General features: G+C 45.1%; 15 protein-coding genes. 11 read left to right on the forward strand and 4 right to left on the reverse strand.

The annotated features are described in order from the left end of the window. Positions 1–139: 139 nt before the first annotated feature. The 5 genes from MC7420_RS31635 (at position 140) to MC7420_RS31655 (ending at position 4,345) form a co-directional block, all read left to right on the forward strand. Positions 140–943, forward strand: coding sequence for an SAM hydrolase/SAM-dependent halogenase family protein (locus tag MC7420_RS31635; RefSeq protein WP_006105841.1), 804 nt, complete (start codon positions 140–142; stop codon positions 941–943). Positions 944–1,082: 139 nt separating this feature from the next. Beyond that, positions 1,083–1,742 (forward strand): DUF2301 domain-containing membrane protein, encoded by a 660-nt coding sequence (locus MC7420_RS31640; protein WP_006105882.1) that lies wholly within the window; start codon positions 1,083–1,085, stop codon positions 1,740–1,742. A gap of 20 nt (positions 1,743–1,762) precedes the next feature. Then, the gene (locus tag MC7420_RS31645; RefSeq protein ID WP_006105851.1) at positions 1,763–2,527 is read left to right on the forward strand and encodes a glucose 1-dehydrogenase; all 765 of its coding nucleotides are present in this window, start codon (positions 1,763–1,765) and stop codon (positions 2,525–2,527) included. A 181-nt stretch (positions 2,528–2,708) separates the two neighbouring features. Further along, entirely contained in the window at positions 2,709–3,320 is a 612-nt protein-coding gene (locus MC7420_RS31650) for a hypothetical protein (protein ID WP_044210883.1), read from the forward strand. A 173-nt stretch (positions 3,321–3,493) separates the two neighbouring features. Then, positions 3,494–4,345 carry a Uma2 family endonuclease gene (locus MC7420_RS31655; RefSeq protein WP_006105839.1) on the forward strand — a complete coding sequence of 284 codons (852 nt, stop codon included), beginning with the start codon at positions 3,494–3,496 and terminating at the stop codon, positions 4,343–4,345. On the opposite strand, the gene MC7420_RS40865 is transcribed toward MC7420_RS31655, so the two are convergent. Then, positions 4,340–4,480: a hypothetical protein gene (locus MC7420_RS40865; protein WP_157453414.1), complete on the reverse strand. Its 141-nt coding sequence runs from the start codon at positions 4,478–4,480 to the stop codon at positions 4,340–4,342. The genes MC7420_RS31655 and MC7420_RS40865 overlap by 6 nt on opposite strands. A gap of 593 nt (positions 4,481–5,073) precedes the next feature. Between MC7420_RS40865 and MC7420_RS40870 the strand changes: the two genes are divergently transcribed. Then, on the forward strand, positions 5,074–5,235 hold the full coding sequence (locus tag MC7420_RS40870) for a hypothetical protein (protein ID WP_006105836.1): 162 nt from the start codon (positions 5,074–5,076) through the stop codon (positions 5,233–5,235). Positions 5,236–5,369: 134 nt separating this feature from the next. On the opposite strand, the gene MC7420_RS31660 is transcribed toward MC7420_RS40870, so the two are convergent. Continuing rightward, positions 5,370–8,786: an ATP-binding response regulator gene (locus tag MC7420_RS31660; RefSeq protein WP_006105809.1), complete on the reverse strand. Its 3,417-nt coding sequence runs from the start codon at positions 8,784–8,786 to the stop codon at positions 5,370–5,372. Positions 8,787–9,090: 304 nt separating this feature from the next. Here MC7420_RS31660 and MC7420_RS31665 point away from each other — a divergent pair, with 304 nt between their 5' ends. From MC7420_RS31665 to kaiC, 3 genes are all read left to right on the forward strand, one after another. After that, on the forward strand, positions 9,091–10,008 hold the full coding sequence (locus MC7420_RS31665; RefSeq protein WP_006105840.1) for a circadian clock protein KaiA: 918 nt from the start codon (positions 9,091–9,093) through the stop codon (positions 10,006–10,008). Positions 10,009–10,126: 118 nt separating this feature from the next. After that, on the forward strand, positions 10,127–10,441 hold the full coding sequence (gene kaiB, locus MC7420_RS31670; protein WP_044210886.1) for a circadian clock protein KaiB: 315 nt from the start codon (positions 10,127–10,129) through the stop codon (positions 10,439–10,441). A 93-nt stretch (positions 10,442–10,534) separates the two neighbouring features. Next, positions 10,535–12,094: a circadian clock protein KaiC gene (gene kaiC / locus MC7420_RS31675; RefSeq protein ID WP_006105815.1), complete on the forward strand. Its 1,560-nt coding sequence runs from the start codon at positions 10,535–10,537 to the stop codon at positions 12,092–12,094. Between the two features lie 100 nt (positions 12,095–12,194). Here kaiC and MC7420_RS31680 read toward each other — a convergent pair whose 3' ends face one another. Beyond that, positions 12,195–13,388 (reverse strand): aminotransferase class V-fold PLP-dependent enzyme, encoded by a 1,194-nt coding sequence (locus MC7420_RS31680; RefSeq protein WP_006105808.1) that lies wholly within the window; start codon positions 13,386–13,388, stop codon positions 12,195–12,197. Positions 13,389–13,636: 248 nt separating this feature from the next. Between MC7420_RS31680 and MC7420_RS31685 the strand changes: the two genes are divergently transcribed. Beyond that, entirely contained in the window at positions 13,637–14,086 is a 450-nt protein-coding gene (locus tag MC7420_RS31685; RefSeq protein WP_006105863.1) for a response regulator, read from the forward strand. A 191-nt stretch (positions 14,087–14,277) separates the two neighbouring features. On the opposite strand, the gene MC7420_RS31690 is transcribed toward MC7420_RS31685, so the two are convergent. Continuing rightward, entirely contained in the window at positions 14,278–15,498 is a 1,221-nt protein-coding gene (locus MC7420_RS31690) for an L-lactate MFS transporter (RefSeq protein WP_006105870.1), read from the reverse strand. A gap of 521 nt (positions 15,499–16,019) precedes the next feature. Here MC7420_RS31690 and MC7420_RS31695 point away from each other — a divergent pair. Next, positions 16,020–16,592, forward strand: coding sequence for a ferritin-like domain-containing protein (locus MC7420_RS31695; RefSeq protein ID WP_006105871.1), 573 nt, complete (start codon positions 16,020–16,022; stop codon positions 16,590–16,592). Positions 16,593–16,970 lie beyond the last annotated feature (378 nt).

Here is a 16,970-nt window from a genome sequence, read left to right on the forward strand (position 1 = left end):
CCGCTTGACAAGGAAAGAGAGAAAAACTAGGGTGCGTAAACCCGCGCAGGCGGGTTTTGTTTGTGTAGCTGTGGTTACCCTACGGGAAGCCGCTGCGCGTCTACAACCGCCCAGTTAACTTCATTCATTTAGATTCACTATGTCCCAAACCCCAATCATCACCCTATTAAGTGACTTTGGCATCAACGATGTCTACGTGGGAGTCATGAAAGGCGTCATCGCCCAAATTAACCCAGCCATCACGATCATCGATCTCACCCACGAGATTCCTAGACAAAACATCGCCGCTGCCCGATTTAACCTGATGAACGCCTATCCCTATTTTCCCGATCGCACCATCCATATCGCTGTAGTTGATCCGGGTGTAGGTAGTCAGCGCCGTGCGATCGCGCTACAAGCGGATGACGGTTTCCTCGTCGGACCTGATAATGGATTGTTTAGCGGTATTTTAACCCAAAGTACGATTGTTTTTGCTGTTGAACTCACTAACCCAGAATTTTGGCGCACCCCCACCCCGAGTCAAACATTCCATGGTCGAGATATATTTGCCCCTGTTGGCGCATATCTTGCCAGTGGTGTTTCCTTAGACGAGTTGGGATCAGTGATCGAACCTAGCACTCTGGTACAATTGCCAATTCCGGAACTAACCACAACCGCGACTGGGATCACCGGTTCTATCCAGTATATTGACCATTTCGGCAACCTAATCAGCAATATTCCCGCTGCTGACGTGAGGGGAAAAACTTGGTTAGTCACGGTAAATCAGCGCCAGATACCCACGGGTCAAACCTATAGCGATCGCCCCCTCGGAGAACTGATCGCCCTAATTGGGAGTCACGGTTGGGTCGAAATTGCTGTGAATGGCGGTAGCGCTCAATCTGAGTTGCAGTTAGAGTTAGGAAATAGGATAGATGTGGCTGTCGCCACTGAAATCAAAGGTTAAATTATATGAGGGAGATGAGGGAGGGTTTAGTCACATCTGGGTGAATTCAGAAACGATAATCGTGAAACCCACCCCTACAACCTTCAAAACTTAAAACTTTCCCAGCCCCTTCCTGGTATTGAGAGGAGATGAGATAAACATGGTATTACAGCAACAATGGGACTCTGAGGTGTACCAGGGTCAATTTGGCGAATTTACGATTACCGACAGCGATCGCGTAGGGGTTATTGTATACCGAACTAGCCTGATGATCGCGGCATTGAGTTTTGCGATCGGTAGTGGTTTGGTCTTGTGGCAACCGGATAATCCCACCATTGTAACCGCCCTCACGCCCCTGTATGGCTTGTTCTGTGTAGCGTTAGGCGTAAGTTTGGCAACGATTCATATCTATTTAGCCCCCCTACACCGCCTCCTACAACTGTTTTGGGGAATTGGCACGATTTCGGCTGGTGTGTTTGCCATCCAGAGTAGCGAACCCCTCGCCCTTTTCGTGTATAACCAACCCGTTACCCTGTTCGGGATTGGCTTTGTGTTTGTGGCGTTAACCGGGATTTACTTTAAAGAAGCCTTTTGTTTTAACCGCTTTGAAACCAAACTGCTGACTCCCTTAGTACCCGTCTTGTTACTGGGACATTTAGTTAATATGTTACCCGCCACGGCGGAACAGATGATTTTAGGACTTTGGACAGTTCTATTTTTAGTCTTTGCGGTGCGTAAGGCAATGCAGCCAATTCCCCCTGACATTGGCGATAAGTCAGTGTTTGCCTATCTTAAACAACAACGGGCGGCTCAATCCTAAGGATTAGGGTATAATAACCGATGAGCTTGCCAGGAAAAGTTGCCATTGTTACCGGAGGCGGACAAGGGATTGGTAAGGCGATCGCGAAAGCCTTCTTAGAACAGGGGATGAATGTCGCGATCGCAGAAATTGATCCAGAAGCCGGAACAGCTACAGCCGCCGAGTTTCAACCCCTTGGTGCAATTCAATTTATTCAAACGGATATTTCCAATGAAGAGTCCGTGAAACAGGCGATTCAAGCCACCCAAAATCAATGGGGGAGAATCGATGTCTTGGTCAATAATGCGGCGATTGCCAATCCCGAAAATCCGCCAATCACAGAACTCAGTTTAGACGATTGGAATCACAAGCTAACGACTAATCTAACTGGGGCATTTCTTTGTACCAAATATACTGTTCCCTATCTCAAGCAAAACCAAGGCATAATTATTAATATTGCTTCGACTAGAGCGTTTATGTCTGAACCGAATACAGAAGCGTATGCGGCGGCTAAAGGCGGAATTGTCGCCTTAACTCATGCCCTCGCCATTAGCCTCGGTCCAGATATTCGAGTCAATTGTATTAGTCCAGGATGGATAGATGTTAGTGAATGGCAAAAGCCCTCAACTAGACATCAACTCCAATTAACCCCCCAGGATCATCAACAACATCCGGCGGGTAGAGTGGGCAAACCCGAAGACATTGCCGCATTTGCTGTTTATCTCGCCGCTTCTCCAGCCACATTTATCACGGGTGCGAATTTTGTCATTGATGGCGGGATGACCCGGAAAATGATGTACTCGTAAAAAAAGAGCGGCAGTTTTCTAACCGAATTATTTAAGGCGTAATGTTTTGATAGTCCTAAAAAATGCGCCATCATTTGAGTATAAATCTAATCCTATTTCTAACTTTGTAATTGCCAATTATTAGGTAAGTTAACCCAATTATCGGCGGTGCTTTACCACTCTAAATCTTAAGAAAATTATCATGGTAATAGTCATCATTATAAATTGCCTGATAGCCGAGGTTTTCCCTGTTGTGCTATCCGCTCAATTTTTCTCACCACTAACGCGGTTACAACTGAGTTCCCTACTTGCCTCAAAGCCCTCTACATTCCCCTTAGAATCCATCAACGTCTTTCCACCTCCTCTAGGGGACATGATTGAAACGCGATGTCGAGAAGTCCCGACTGGTGTTGGTATTCCCGCCTTTCAGCCAGGAATTACCAAAGAAGATGTGATGCGTTTATTAGGCGCTCCCACCGGAACCGCACGCGGTTATTGGCCCAATACTCGTGCTGTTTTCTATGAATTAATACCAGATCAGATTAGCTTAGGTTTCCTGTTTGACCGAAATTCTCTACGAATTCGACAAACCGAAGCCTCCTTTACGGCTGAAGTTGATTCCCAGACGGTATTATTGACATTGAATGGAATGTTAGGATGCAAGCTGAACCAGCAAATCCAACAGGGATTAGAACAAGTGTGGCAACGTCAATCTCGGCAGTTTTCCTTTCAGCTAGACTATCTCGAAGGCGTGATTGAACGCCAACAAGAGGGACGAATCTATATCGGGATTTGGGAAGAAGATTTACATTGAAAGCCGTAAGTCGGTGTTCGTAGTGAGGGCTTCAGCCCTCTCCAGCTAGGCGGAGCGAGAACTAAAGTTCTCACGACAAACAAAGCCCTATTTTAGCTGGGTCATACCAGTAGTGGCGTGACTAAACTAAAATGGTGAAATAGATTTTACTCGAATCCATCCCTCATCTGATCATGATTCGTCTGCCCACCCAATCCAATCCCCCACCTTTCCCCCGGCAAACCTTGCCGACAATGTATGATTTACCCAGTGATAATCCGGAGGACCCTGGATTGCCCGATGAGTTTCACTTTTTTCAACCTCTGCTACTCCTTTTAACCTTTCAACCCACTAATTGGAATTGGGAGCAGGTGTTTTCTGCCTGCGATTTGAATCTTTATTACGATGTCAATCATACTCACTGGTACAAGCGTCCCGATTGGTTTGGCGTTGTCGGGATTCCGCGCTTGTATGAACAGCGAGATTTGCGCTTAAGTTATGTGATTTGGCAAGAAGAAATTAGTCCCTTTGTGGTGGTAGAGTTATTATCTCCCGGTACAGAGGATGAGGATTTGGGACAGACGGTACAACAAACGGGAAATCCACCCACAAAATGGCAGGTTTATGAACAGATTTTGCGAGTACCGTACTATGTAATTTTTAGCCGCTATACTCATGAGCTTTCCATCTTTCGTTTAATTGAAGGGAATTATCAACAGGTGAATTTAACCGATAATCGGTTTTTCATGCCAGAGTTAGGGTTAAGCTTGGGATTGTGGTCAGGACGGTTTCGTGAGATTAACGGACAATGGTTGCGATGGATGACGCCTTCAGGAGAGTTGATTCCCACGGATAATGAGCAAGCAACTGTGGCCCAACAACGGGCGATCGCGGCACAAGAACAAGCTATATTAGCCCAACAACGGGCGATCGCTGCCGAAGAACGCGCCCAACAGGAAGCCCAACTCGCACAATTAGCCCAAGAACGTGCCCAGCAATTGGCGCAACGGTTGCGAGAATTAGGCATTGATCCAGACAATTTATAATTTTTCTGGATACCCCTCTATATTTTGCCAAAGACGTTGCTTCGTCAATAATTCATGCTTTGTTCCCCAAGATATATCACTATCGTAACGGTTTTGATTAAAACTATAGGCGATCAAACCTTGGGGTTTGGTCACCCTAATAATTTCATCCAAAGATTCTTGAGGAGCTAAACCAATGACACCAGCACTAAGAACTGCATCAAAAATGGATAAGTTGGAATTCTGTAAATCCAGGAATTTACTAACTGTATCAGTTAACTTAACTGGTGTTTTTGCGCTGGATTCAATACTCCCCTATGATCCTCATAAGCATTAATTAATCGATCTATAAAAGCCCTGTCTTCAGTCGGATGGGATTGACTCATTAGGATTTCTTAAAAATATGAATGACTAAAAGCCCGAATTCTCTCTTCTGTGTATTCAGCCAACTCCAGTAACCGATCCATGCGTCTTGTTGTATCCTATTAAGGTATAAGTTCTGAAGTTGCCTAAATCACCTAGGAGTACAGACAATGGTTTCAGACTTTTGACCAGGGTAGCGCAGGCGATCGCTCATCCCTTAGCTGTGCTAGCGGAGAAATTGTCCACTCCTAAAGGCTAACCGTTCCCAGGTATCGGTTGAGTTAAACCCTTTTGCTATAGTCAATTCAGCAAGTTATCCTATCTGTTTTCTCCCAATGGAGTCAGCCGTCTATTGTTGAAGATATCAGCAATGAAGGCATACTACCATGGAAAAAAATGATATTGGCGTCATCCTCATTGGACTCGCGATGATTACCGCGACTCTCGTCTATTTCGACAGAGCCTCAAATTTAGAGGTGAAAATAGCCCTCAATATACCCAGTAATTTGTTATCGAGGATACAAAACCCTATCCAAACTGGATTATGAGTATTGATTTACACCAGTATTTTTGATACGATCACCAATAATTATTTTTTCAATTGAAATTGACCAAAAAGTCGGTGGATTAAATGTATTTCTCGTTCAGAGTCCCCCAAAAGATTCAAGCAAGATACATTGACTTAGGCTAGAACCAGATAAATTTGTTCGAGCAATTGACTCATGGAATAGGAACGTCCGGGCAAAATTTTAGTAGCAAGGCTTTGCAATTGCGACTCGAATTCTATCATTATCTGATCTGACTCAGAAACTCCAACATTGAGGGATAAATCGGGCAATCGATGATCCAGTAAAAGAATCGGGGGTCGATTGGGTATCTGACTCAACGATCTTAATCCTTGAACCACGCCTGAATAATCCCGAATATCTTTGATCCGAATCAACAGTACATCAACCATTTGTTGTTGAAGTTGATGGTAGACATCTGACCAACAGTGGGATAATAGACTCCTAAATCCAGTCGCTTGTAGATATTGAATCAATGCCCGTAGCCAAGGGGTGTAAGGTGTGACAGGATTCGTGTTGAAGCCATTGGGACTAATCCCTTGAGTGTCGCCCAGATCAAAAATGAGAAGGCTTGACTTGCGACTCACTCCCGCCGCAATTTGAATCACTTCCAGCAGTGTGGTAATTTTCTGGGGGTTATCCGGTGCTAAACAAGGATAGACAGAAAGACCGATCGCTTGATTGGCAGCTTGCGTGGTTTGATGATCCAGGGTAATCAGGGGTAGATCCGCTAATGTGGGATATAACAAATAGGTTTTAAAGTAACCTGGGGCATCATTGATCCCAGCCCCATCCAGCAAAACGATATCTGGATGCCAAACCCGCGCCAATAATTCTGCTTGTTCTAAATCATCAGCTTCCAATACCCGGTATCTTAGATCTGAATGTTGGCAACTGAGTATATCAGTTAACTGAGAAATTAGTCTTGACGATTCCGGGGGAACCTCGACTAACCCCGCACTGACATAAAGCAGCGTTAGTACCTGAGTGGCGGGAGGCTGATGTTTACCCAAGTGGATCAGACTTGTCGCTAATGCTTCCTCTTGAACCGGTAAACTTAAGAAGCCATCGGCGTTATTTTGATCAGCCTGTTCTTTTTCAGCTTGAGTTGCTGTAACTAAGATGGGGATGTGACGGGTTTGCGGATCAGACTTGAGTAATGTCAGTACATCCCAACCCGAAACTTGTGGGAGGAGAGGATTGAGTAAAATGATGCTCGGTTGTAAGCTACGAGCTTTGGAAAGTGCTTCTGGACCAGAACGAGCATTGACTACCCAGTAGCCTAAATGTTTTAGCTGCACCGTCAGGCTTTCTAGATACCGGGGTACAGTTTCGACAATTAACACCAAGCGGTTACGATTGGGGGATGGGACGTTGGTGTTTGTCTGTCCCCAGTCCTCAGTCTCTGCCAAATCTTTGCCAGAAGGAGGACAGGGGGGAAGGAGCAGGGTAAACTCGCTACCGTTGCCGTTTTTAGAGATAAACGAGATATCTCCTCCATGCAAGCGAGCCAAGCGTTGGGTTAAGACTAATCCTAACCCTGTCCCCTCAAACTGACGAGTGAGCGGTTCTTCCAACTGCTGGAATTTCTGGAAAATCAAGTGCTGCTTGTCTTCGGGAATGCCAATCCCTGTGTCCCAGATGGTAAAGGCTATCCAGCCATCTTGATTGTTAACCTTTAAACCTACGGTGTTTTGGCTATCAGTAAATTTGAGTGCATTGGATAGCAGGTGTGCCAGCATTTGCCGCAGCCGCAGTTCATCGGCAATGATGGTGTCTAGACCGGGTTCGATGTCTAATACAAAGGAGATGTCGGGGGTTGCGCCTTCGTGGTTGGGATTGTTGTCTGAGTAGACTTGGAGTGCTTGTTGATAAGCGCGATCGCACAGGCTTTGAATCTGCACTGGTTCTAACGTCAGTTCAAGCTGACCCGTTTCCATGCGCGTTAGATCCAGAATATCATTGACCACTGCCATCAGTTGACGCCCATTTTGGTAAATCAACCGAGCATAACGCGCTTGACGTTCGTTGAGTTCTCCCAACAACTGGTCTTTGAGCAGGGTTGATAATCCTAAAACGGCGGTGAGTGGCGTCTTCAGTTCATGGCTAATATAGGCTAAAAACTCGTCTTTCAGGCGGTTGAGTTGGACTAAATCCGCATTTTTGGCAGTCAGTTCTTGGGCGACTTGCTGTTGAGTCGTCGCGTCTTGCGCCATGACTAACCAAAGCTGTGAATTAGGGGGATTGAGGGTATTTTTCGGGATCGTTGGGTTGGCTGTATCGGGTTGGGTACAGACGTGCCATGGTGTATCTTTCCATGGTGTGTCTTTCCAATCCTCAGTTGTCAATTCGGGGAACAACGAGGGAGGTAGAGGCATTTTGGTCAACACAAACTGGCGATCCTGGATTTTTTTCGTCATTTCTAGGGTTTCCCCATCCCTGTGTGAGTCTTGAGGATACTGAGATGTTGCTGGAGACTCAAGTTCTGGATGTTGAGCATGGGGTGTCATGAGGTGAGTGCGATCGCCTGCACAGTCAAAACCCATCGCTCTAGGGGAAGTGAATGTTGGCTGAGTTTGATCACCAACCCCCCAAGTTACTGGCTTCTCCCTACTGTTGAGCGGTTTATGGGTGGGGTTCGGTTCAGCTACCGCTAATGGTTCTGTCACCTGAGGATTTGTCTGCCCATTGGCACAGTAGCGGGTTGAGTCGGGCTGAGTGTTATGACTGAGGATACCTACATTGGAGGGTGATTCAACCGAGGTTGATTCTATCCCAGTTGGCTGCTCCCAGGATAACCCTATCTGCTGACGCCAAGCCCGATTTTCGGACAAGATTTGCCCGGTTGCGGTTTGTAAACTCAGGGGGAGTGGTAGTTGTTCGAGGAGTTGGATTAAGGGTGATTGGGCATTGGGGAACCCTTTGCGACTCTCCAGGGAATGGTTTGTCGGGGTGGGTAATGAAACTTTCTTTTGGCTATTGATGGTAGCGTTTGTGCAGAACCCGCCCTGACGTAGAAACGTTCCATGTGACGTCTCTACATCCTCAGTCTGGGGTAATGGTGCTAAGAATTTCAATAATTGCCAGCTATTGAGCAGTCCCAAAAATCTACCATTGGGTTCGACTAATGCCCATTGTCTGGAACCTTCCGGGTAGGGAATGGTGGATGTATCGAATGGTGTGTCTGGTCTTCCCCTACCCAAGTCGGTTAAGATAGTCCAGAACTGGCTGATTGTCAACGATGCTGGTAGAATCTCTAGGGGTTCAATTACAGAGGGTTCCAATTCCGAGAGCCGTTGAGAGAAATCTCTAGTTGCGGTTGTTCCTAGAGTTGCTGCTGACGTCGCCCCGGTCAGGAGATGGGGCATAACCTGTCGCAGATTCACGACTCCCAGAGGATAGTGCTGCTCACTGACCACAACAATCGAGTCACTCCCTGATGCGTGAAAAATCTCCAGTAGGGCAGTTAGATCAGTGGTTTGGGAACAAATCGGAACAGAAGCAGCACATTCTTTTAAACTGGGAGTTGACATGGATATGACCAATTAGCTCAAATCAGGGGAAGCGGCTAGGTCGCAGGCTATAAATTATTAAGTTGCCCATAAGCCGAATAGCGCCAGGGACTTGCTCCGCTGACCAGCACAACCACCGCTCTAGTTCAATTATTGCGCTGGATGGGGGGGGGGAAGAGCAAAATGCTTACAATTACTTACAATTCTTAGAGTACTTAACGTAATGTTAATTAACTTTAGAAAAATTTTGTTAAAATACGTTACAGTCGAGAACTTCAACTCGGCAATTGGTAAGGTTGTTTTTCAACATTAAAGTTCTATCGTTTTGCATCCTCAACTGTCAATTGGTATTTTTGTTCGTTCCCCAGCCCTGGCGCAGTCACTGAGCCAGGTTTTAAGTGGCGATCGCTATGTTTTATCGATCACGAACTCAGCCTCTGAGTTTCTGGAGTTCGTGGAACAAAAACAGCAGCATATCGATTGTTTAGTGCTGCAAGATGACGACTCCTTACCACCCGTTATTAATCAGTTGTACGAACAAGGAACCCTACTTCCTCTAGTTATTTTTCCAAAAGAATCAAAAAACAATGATTCTTTTGTTGTCACAAATGCTCAGTCAAACCCAATTCAGACAACCGTTCGTTGTACTCCAGGGGAGGTGCATTATTTGTTTCACGCCGCTGAAGTTCGACTCGATAGTAGCCAAGTCTCTGACCTAGAACATGCTCTGGAACAGGCAATTACCCAGTTCCTTTCCCTTTCTCCGAACTGCAACTTGCCCACTCTTCTGGCTAATGCGGATAAGAAAACCGAGGAAATTCATCGGGGTTCTTTAATGAAGCAGCAGTATCGGTTATCGGAAAAACTCAAAGAGCGACTGGGATATCTCGGTGTGTACTATAAACGAAATCCTCAGTTTTTCTTTCGCTATTTACCTCAAAATGAAAAAAGTAAACTGATCGAACAGCTTAAGAGTGATTATCGTGACATTGTTTTAATGTACTTCAGTCAAGACACCGCGATTAACCAGTTAATTGATAACTTGGTAAATGAAGCATTTTTTGCCGATATATCCGTTTCTAAAATTGTAGAAATTCACATGGATTTGATGGATGATTTTGCACAACAACTCAAGCTAGAGGGTCGCAGTGAAGATATTCTCACCGATTATCGTCTAACACTGATCGATGTAATTGCTCATTTAGGTGAAATGTATCGTCGCTCGATTCCCAGAGAGTTATAATTATAATTGTGGTATTAGCAATTCGCTCCCGACCCATCAACGTCAACGGTGAACGAATTTCTTTCGGGTTACTTTTAAATTGGCAACTATCCTTCGCTTATTAGTAATGGCTAACCCTATGAGTCCCTTAAAAAAAACTTATGTCCTCAAGCTTTATGTGGCTGGGAATACTCCCCACTCAGTTACAGCATTGAAAACCCTCAAAAATATCCTGGAACAGGAATTTCAAGGGGTTTACGCCCTGAAAGTGATTGATGTTCTCAAAAGTCCTCAACTTGCCGAGGAAGATAAAATTTTGGCAACGCCAACTCTAGCGAAAGTTTTACCCCCTCCGGTGCGAAAAATTATTGGGGATCTGTCTGATCGCGAAAAAGTCTTAATCGGATTGGATCTGCTTTATGAAGAACTTCGGGATGGAGACATAGATTTTTAGGGCAGGTTCAGATTTTATGAGATAATAGCAAATTCGAGATCTATTCTCAGATGACGGCGATTTTAGTTATATGTTTAAATTTGACGAAAAAATATGAGTCCATTTAATCTAGATGAGCAAAGACCCGATGAATTTACCACCCCAGGAGTCCATAAAATCCGGACGATGATTGAAGGGTTCGATGATATCAGCCATGGGGGGTTACCTGTGGCTCGAACCACATTGGTGAGCGGCACGTCTGGTACGGGTAAAACCTTGTTTGCGGTTCAGTTCCTTTATAACGGGATCACTCAATTTGATGATCCGGGTGTATTCGTTACCTTTGAAGAATCTCCTAATGATATTATTAAAAATTCCCATAGTTTAGGCTGGAATCTGCAAAAGTTAATTGATGACGGTAAACTGTTTATTCTGGATGCTTCTCCTGATCCCGAAGGACAAGAAGTTGTCGGCAACTTTGATCTGTCTGCTTTAATTGAGCGGATTCAATACGCGATTCGGAAGTACAAAGCCAAGCGGGTTTCGGTTGATTCCATCACCGCCATATTTCAACAATATGATGCGGCTTCAGTGGTGCGGCGAGAAATTTTTCGCTTAGTCGCTCGTCTCAAGCAAATTGGCGTGACGACAGTGATGACGACGGAGCGCGTGGAAGAGTATGGACCTGTAGCCCGGTTTGGTGTGGAAGAGTTTGTCTCCGATAATGTGGTAATTGTTCGCAATGTTTTGGAAGGAGAACGGCGACGCCGCACGATTGAAATACTTAAGTTACGGGGTACAACCCACATGAAAGGGGAATACCCGTTTACCCTAAGCAATCAAGGATTTAATATCTTCCCCTTAGGTGCAATGCAATTAACTCAACGTTCGTCTAATGTTCGGGTATCCTCTGGAATTAAAACCCTGGATGAAATGTGTGGTGGTGGTTTCTTTAAAGATTCCATTATTTTAGCAACGGGAGCTACGGGAACCGGAAAAACTTTATTAGTTAGTAAGTTTATTCATGATGCTTGTTTAAATGAAGAACGGGCGATTCTCTTTGCTTACGAAGAATCTAGAGCGCAGCTTACGCGAAACGGCTTATCCTGGGGAATCGATTTTGAGGAAATGGAGGAAAAAGGATTATTAAAAATTCTTTGTTCTTACCCAGAATCGGCAGGATTAGAAGATCATTTGCAAATTATTCAAACCCAAATTCAGGAGTTCAAACCGTCTCGGATTGCCATTGATTCTCTTTCGGCGTTAGCGCGGGGAGTGAGCAATAATGCATTCCGTCAGTTCGTGATTGGTGTGACGGGTTACGCTAAGCAAGAAGAAATTACCGGGTTTTTTACCAATACAACGGATCAATTTATGGGATCGAATTCAATTACAGATTCCCATATTTCTACGATTACTGATACAATTTTAATGTTGCAATACGTAGAAATTCGCGGACAAATGTCCAGGGCACTTAATGTATTTAAAATGCGGGGATCTTGGCACGATACTGGAATTCGAGAGTATATGATTAGCAAAGATGGGGCAGACATTAAAGATTCATTCCGCAATTACGAGCGGATTATCAGTGGTTCCCCCAGTCGGATTACGGTTGACGAAAAGAGTGAACTCTCGCGGATTGTCCAAGGTGTGCGGCAAAAGTCAACGGAATAGTCAGGATTTGGTGAGGAGGGCGGGTTTTGTTGTTCCGTTATTGGTGGATATTTGAATTGAGTCCCTAAACCCACCCCTACAATTATCCCTAAACCCACCCCTACAATTGATTCGCGATCGCGTCCACTAACCGATCCATTTCCTCATAGTCTGTAAAGTAATGAACGCAGGCGCGAATGCAGTCGGGATCGCGCAGCGTGCGAAGCTGGAAACCTTTGTCTTCCAATTGGTTGACAAGTTGGGAAGAGGGGGTACTATCGGTTAAGACAAAGGACACTAAACCCGCTTGGGGGGGAGAGTTCAACAAGCAACGCACCGAGTTTAACTCAGATAGGCGTTGCCAAAGATATTGACTACGCTGACAAATTTGTTCATAGCGACTTTGATCCGTTCCCCATTGCTGATGAGTCGCGATCGCCTCTCGCAATCCAACATAGAGAGGATAGGCGGATGTGGCGACTTCAAAGCGTTGTCCATCCGGTTTCCAGCCGATGGGTTTAGCGGTTTTGTCCATGAGAATACCGCGCCAACCAATAAACGTCGGATGCAGGTGTTCTAACGCATCAGGTTTCACGTATAAACCACCAACCCCCGCAGGTCCACACCACCATTTATGACCCGTAAAAGCATAAAAGTCTACCCCAAGTTCGCTTAAATTTAAGGGTAAAGAACCAACCGATTGAGCCGCATCGACTAAAATTCGGATTGGGGTGTTTTCTGTCGCCGTATTACGACAGGTTTCCACAATTTCTTTTAAGGGCAAAACTTGACCCGTATTCCAGAGAATGTGACTGAGAACCACTAACCGGGTACGCGGTGTCAGGTGTTGTTGGATCACGGCGGTAGGATCACCCTGGTTCAGCGTCGCCATAATTGGACAGGTGGACACCTCTACGCCAAATCGCCGTCCAATCTCTTCTGCTGTCGCCACAATACCCGGATGTTCACAATCCGTCAGCAGGATGCGATCGCCCACTTGCCAGTCTATTCCCCAGAAGGCAATATTACAGCCAACGGTGACATTTTCTGTAAGGGTAATCGTTTCGGGAGGCGTTCTCAACTCAGACGCGATCGCACCTCGAAGTTGCCCGGTTTGTGCCAAGCGCCACTCATTAACCTTACCGGAGAAGGGTCCGTGATCCTGAGTATACTCATAAGCCTGTTGAATCGCCGTTAACGACCTTGTGGGGAGAAGCCCTTGACCGCCAAAGTTGAAATAGGCTTTATTGGCTAAAGCCGGAAACTGCTGTCGATGGTGTTGCAGATGAGTTGATGCACCAGAGATGTCTGTCATTGGCAAGTTTTTACTATCCCCAGGAATGCATCATTATAATCCCAATCATCCCAATTTTTCAACACGATAAGCATATATACTGGTGCAGTTTCTGAGAAATCAGCCATTCTGCGTAGGATTATTCAGCGAATTAACGGATTATTTGTTACAGAAAGTAAAGATAGTCTAATAATAAGCAGAGACATCTAAAACCAATTTCCTATTTTTATTCCTTCCCAGCTCATCTAAACTTGCAGGATAATCGTTCCATGAGTAAGATTTTATTGATTGAGGATAGTATCAGCCAGTTAGCATTGATGAATCTTTACCTGCGCGATAGCGGTCATACGATTATCAATCTAACTAACCCAAAAGAAGCGCTGAATAAGGCAGTTTTGTATAAACCCCATGTCATCGTTACCGACGTACTGATGCCGGACATGAATGGGTTTGAGGTGTGTCGTCAGCTTAAAAAACACCCAGAGACTCAGAACATTCCCATTGTTATATGTTCAGCTAAAAATTATAAAATTGACCGAATTTGGGGCATGAAACAGGGCGCTATTGCCCACTTAAGCAAACCATTTTCTCGCGACCAACTGGTTCAGACTATTAATAAAGCTCGTCTCAGTTCGCCGAAAAATTATCAACAGTATAGACTGCGGGAATTAGTTGAACTCTATCCCCTTGAATGGGGAACCCTGGCAAATGTTGGTTAATCGGATTTACTGGAATTTGGACAAACAAAGTGCGATCGCTGTTGGGAATCTGGTGTTTTTTGATCGGGTTTCAGGTTGATATTAAAATATGATATCGGGACATAAAACCCGCCCCTACATCTAATTTTTCTGTCCCAAATGCCTTGGCGAATAAATTACGCAAATTTATTTTTTTGTCCAAAGTCCAATACTTAAGCGCGAAGCTTAAATTGGGCAATAATAATGCCGATAATGGCTAAAATGGCGGTGGGATAGAAAGCGTAGGTATAACTGCCAAATAAATCCCGGAGTTGTCCGATGGCGAGAGTCCCTAATAATGCGCCAGCGCCATAGGCGGTGAAGACAATCCCATAGTTCTTAGCATAGTCCTCTGGAGGAAACAAAATCAGCGTCGCTGTTGGTGCGATCGCTAACCATCCTCCTAAACAAAGCCAGAACAGAGAAAAAGCAACCAGATAGGTCAAAGCTTGCCCCTCTCCCGCACTGAGCATCAAAATTGAAGCGATCAGAATTAACACATAGGAAATAATCGCCGCTCCCTTGGGCTGTAGGCGATCCGTTAACCAACCAAATAGAGGACGCCCGATGCCATTAAAGACAGCAAAGATAGAAACCGTAATCGCAGCAGTCGTCGCATCGAGTTGAATAATTTCCTGTGCCACGGGGCTGGAAATACCGATCGCCGAGAGTCCGACAAACGTGCCGATGGTATAGCAAAACCAGAGCGCATAAAAAGACGGCGATCGCAATAGTTGTCGTCGCTGATTTTTGCTTGTTTCAATCTGTTTTGGCGTCCAGTTTTGGGGTTTCCATCCGACTGGGGGTAATTTGAGCGTGATTGAGATAACCAGAATAATTCCCGTCAAGCTAATTCCCAGAATTGCAAAGCTAGGAAGAACGCCAAATGCCTCAATTAAGCCCTTGGCTAGCGGTGCTGTCACCAAGGGAGAAAGTCCAAACCCGATCGCCGTCAATCCTACTGCCAAGCCTTTGCGATCGGGAAACCATTTAGCGGAAACGGCTAGGGGAACACCATAGGCAATGCCAACTCCCGCCCCAGCGATTACCCCATAGGTAATCGTTAAGAGGATGATATTCGTGGCGAAACTGGAAAGGATATAACCAATTCCCGTCACCACACCACCAATCGCGGTAATTTTGCTCACGCCAATCTTATCAATGTAGAATCCCGTAATGGGCATCAACAGGGCATAGAGGACTAATAAAACTGTGAACGGTAATAAACTTTGAGTGGCGCTGATGCCAAATAAGTCCTCTAGCGGTTTACGGAAGATACTCCAAGAATAGACTGTGCCTAAACACAGTAGGATAAGCGAGCCTAACGGGATTAAAAACCATCTGCCTTTCTCTGCTGGCAAGCCAAAAACGCTAACAGATTGCCAGTTATCCATAGAATCTCCTACACATAGCTGATCATCCAAAAGGATACCACCTGAATAGAATCTGATCAGCTAACTGGATCAAGCTAATTTTCGGCTCTATGATCCCCTTTGTCGATTGGGTTGAGGTACGTAGGTAGAGCCTTCTGGAAGAATAAACCAACTTAGCAGATAGCTGAACAATTGTCGGCTTTCTCTGACATGCTCCCTCAGCTTCCCCTGCCCCCTCTCTTAACCGAACAATATTGTTATGTTACCCGATTGTTACTCGCCCCCACTTTTCCCAGCCAGATAGCGCATTTGAACCCGAAGCGATTCAGGGATATCAAGAGCCGACTTCCGCCTAAGTCGAAATAGTTCGGAAGTTAGACATCATAGTTCTCCCCTGCGACAGAAGCACATTTTCGGCTCTTTGTTTAAAGTTAAGTTCAGTAATAAAGATTTGGGTTACTCAATTAACGTCGAGAGCCAACGACTTATCGTTGGTAAATCGGTGAGTATCCCTGAATTGATAATGAGAAGGATGAACACGTATGACAGCCACACAAACAAAAAATCAACTTTATGATATTGATAAGATCCGTCAGCAGGCGCGTCAATCTATTGAAGAGGGAGCCGTTACTGAAGATTATCCCCTCAACCGCGAACAAGCTTGTCAGTACCTCAACGAAGCGCTAGCCACGGAAATTCTATGTGTAATGCGCTACCGTCACCATCAGGTTATTGCTAAGGGAATTAATTATCCTCAGGTTGCGGCGGAGTTTGCTGAACACGCCGAGCAAGAACAAGAACATACGATGATGCTCGCCGAGCGGATTGATCAGCTTGGGGGTGATCCCGATTTTAATCCGGCGACAATCATGGAGCGCTCATCTACGGAGTATGGTAGCACGGGTGCGAATATTGAGTTGACTCAATTGATCAAAGAGGATTTAGTCGCCGAGCGGATTGCGATTGAAGTTTATCGCAAGTTAGTTGGCTTTTTTGGTCATGCTGATCCCACAACTCGCCATATCGTCGAAAGCATTCTCGAAGATGAAGAAGATCACGCCAGTGAACTTGCTGATCTGTTAGCGGCTATCGATCCCAGAAATAAACCCAGCTAATTAATTGGTTCTATTGGGCGTGCGATCGCGCAATTCAGGTAAAAGGTATCCCGTGCTACCAGCATCACTGACTGGGGGCGGGATTTTTTCCTGATTCCCACAATAGTGTTGTATTCAGCGTTACAAGCTAACTTAACTCAACATTCATTCTTTAGATAGAAGAAATTGCCTCACTAACATTGATAATCTTAAGCTCTGGAAGCCCAAAAGCTCTAGCGTATAGCGTTTTCAGAAAATGAACCCGCCAATAATTTTAAGAGCGGCATTTTTGATTTTATCTATAATTCAAAACGCTTTTCTTAGTCCGATTCCAGCAAATAAATAATTTTCCTTCAAAGACTTTTAACCAATCGTATACTTGACCCAATTTATTTAATT

The sequence above is a fragment of the Coleofasciculus chthonoplastes PCC 7420 genome (genome assembly GCF_000155555.1).
Classification (GTDB): Bacteria; Cyanobacteriota; Cyanobacteriia; order Cyanobacteriales; family Coleofasciculaceae; genus Coleofasciculus; species Coleofasciculus chthonoplastes_A.

What these genes read in the sequence shown, in the direction of transcription:
- MC7420_RS31635 (WP_006105841.1), top strand. Translation starts at nt 140, where the DNA reads ATGTCCCAAACCCCAATCATCACCCTATTAAGTGACTTTGGCATCAAC.
- MC7420_RS31640 (WP_006105882.1), top strand. Translation starts at nt 1,083, where the DNA reads ATGGTATTACAGCAACAATGGGACTCTGAGGTGTACCAGGGTCAATTT.
- MC7420_RS31645 (WP_006105851.1), top strand. Translation starts at nt 1,763, where the DNA reads ATGAGCTTGCCAGGAAAAGTTGCCATTGTTACCGGAGGCGGACAAGGG.
- MC7420_RS31650 (WP_044210883.1), top strand. Translation starts at nt 2,709, where the DNA reads ATGGTAATAGTCATCATTATAAATTGCCTGATAGCCGAGGTTTTCCCT.
- MC7420_RS31655 (WP_006105839.1), top strand. Translation starts at nt 3,494, where the DNA reads ATGATTCGTCTGCCCACCCAATCCAATCCCCCACCTTTCCCCCGGCAA.
- MC7420_RS40870 (WP_006105836.1), top strand. Translation starts at nt 5,074, where the DNA reads ATGGAAAAAAATGATATTGGCGTCATCCTCATTGGACTCGCGATGATT.
- MC7420_RS31660 (WP_006105809.1), bottom strand. Translation starts at nt 8,786, where the DNA reads ATGTCAACTCCCAGTTTAAAAGAATGTGCTGCTTCTGTTCCGATTTGT.
- kaiB (WP_044210886.1), top strand. Translation starts at nt 10,127, where the DNA reads ATGAGTCCCTTAAAAAAAACTTATGTCCTCAAGCTTTATGTGGCTGGG.
- kaiC (WP_006105815.1), top strand. Translation starts at nt 10,535, where the DNA reads ATGAGTCCATTTAATCTAGATGAGCAAAGACCCGATGAATTTACCACC.
- MC7420_RS31680 (WP_006105808.1), bottom strand. Translation starts at nt 13,388, where the DNA reads ATGACAGACATCTCTGGTGCATCAACTCATCTGCAACACCATCGACAG.
- MC7420_RS31685 (WP_006105863.1), top strand. Translation starts at nt 13,637, where the DNA reads ATGAGTAAGATTTTATTGATTGAGGATAGTATCAGCCAGTTAGCATTG.
- MC7420_RS31690 (WP_006105870.1), bottom strand. Translation starts at nt 15,498, where the DNA reads ATGGATAACTGGCAATCTGTTAGCGTTTTTGGCTTGCCAGCAGAGAAA.
- MC7420_RS31695 (WP_006105871.1), top strand. Translation starts at nt 16,020, where the DNA reads ATGACAGCCACACAAACAAAAAATCAACTTTATGATATTGATAAGATC.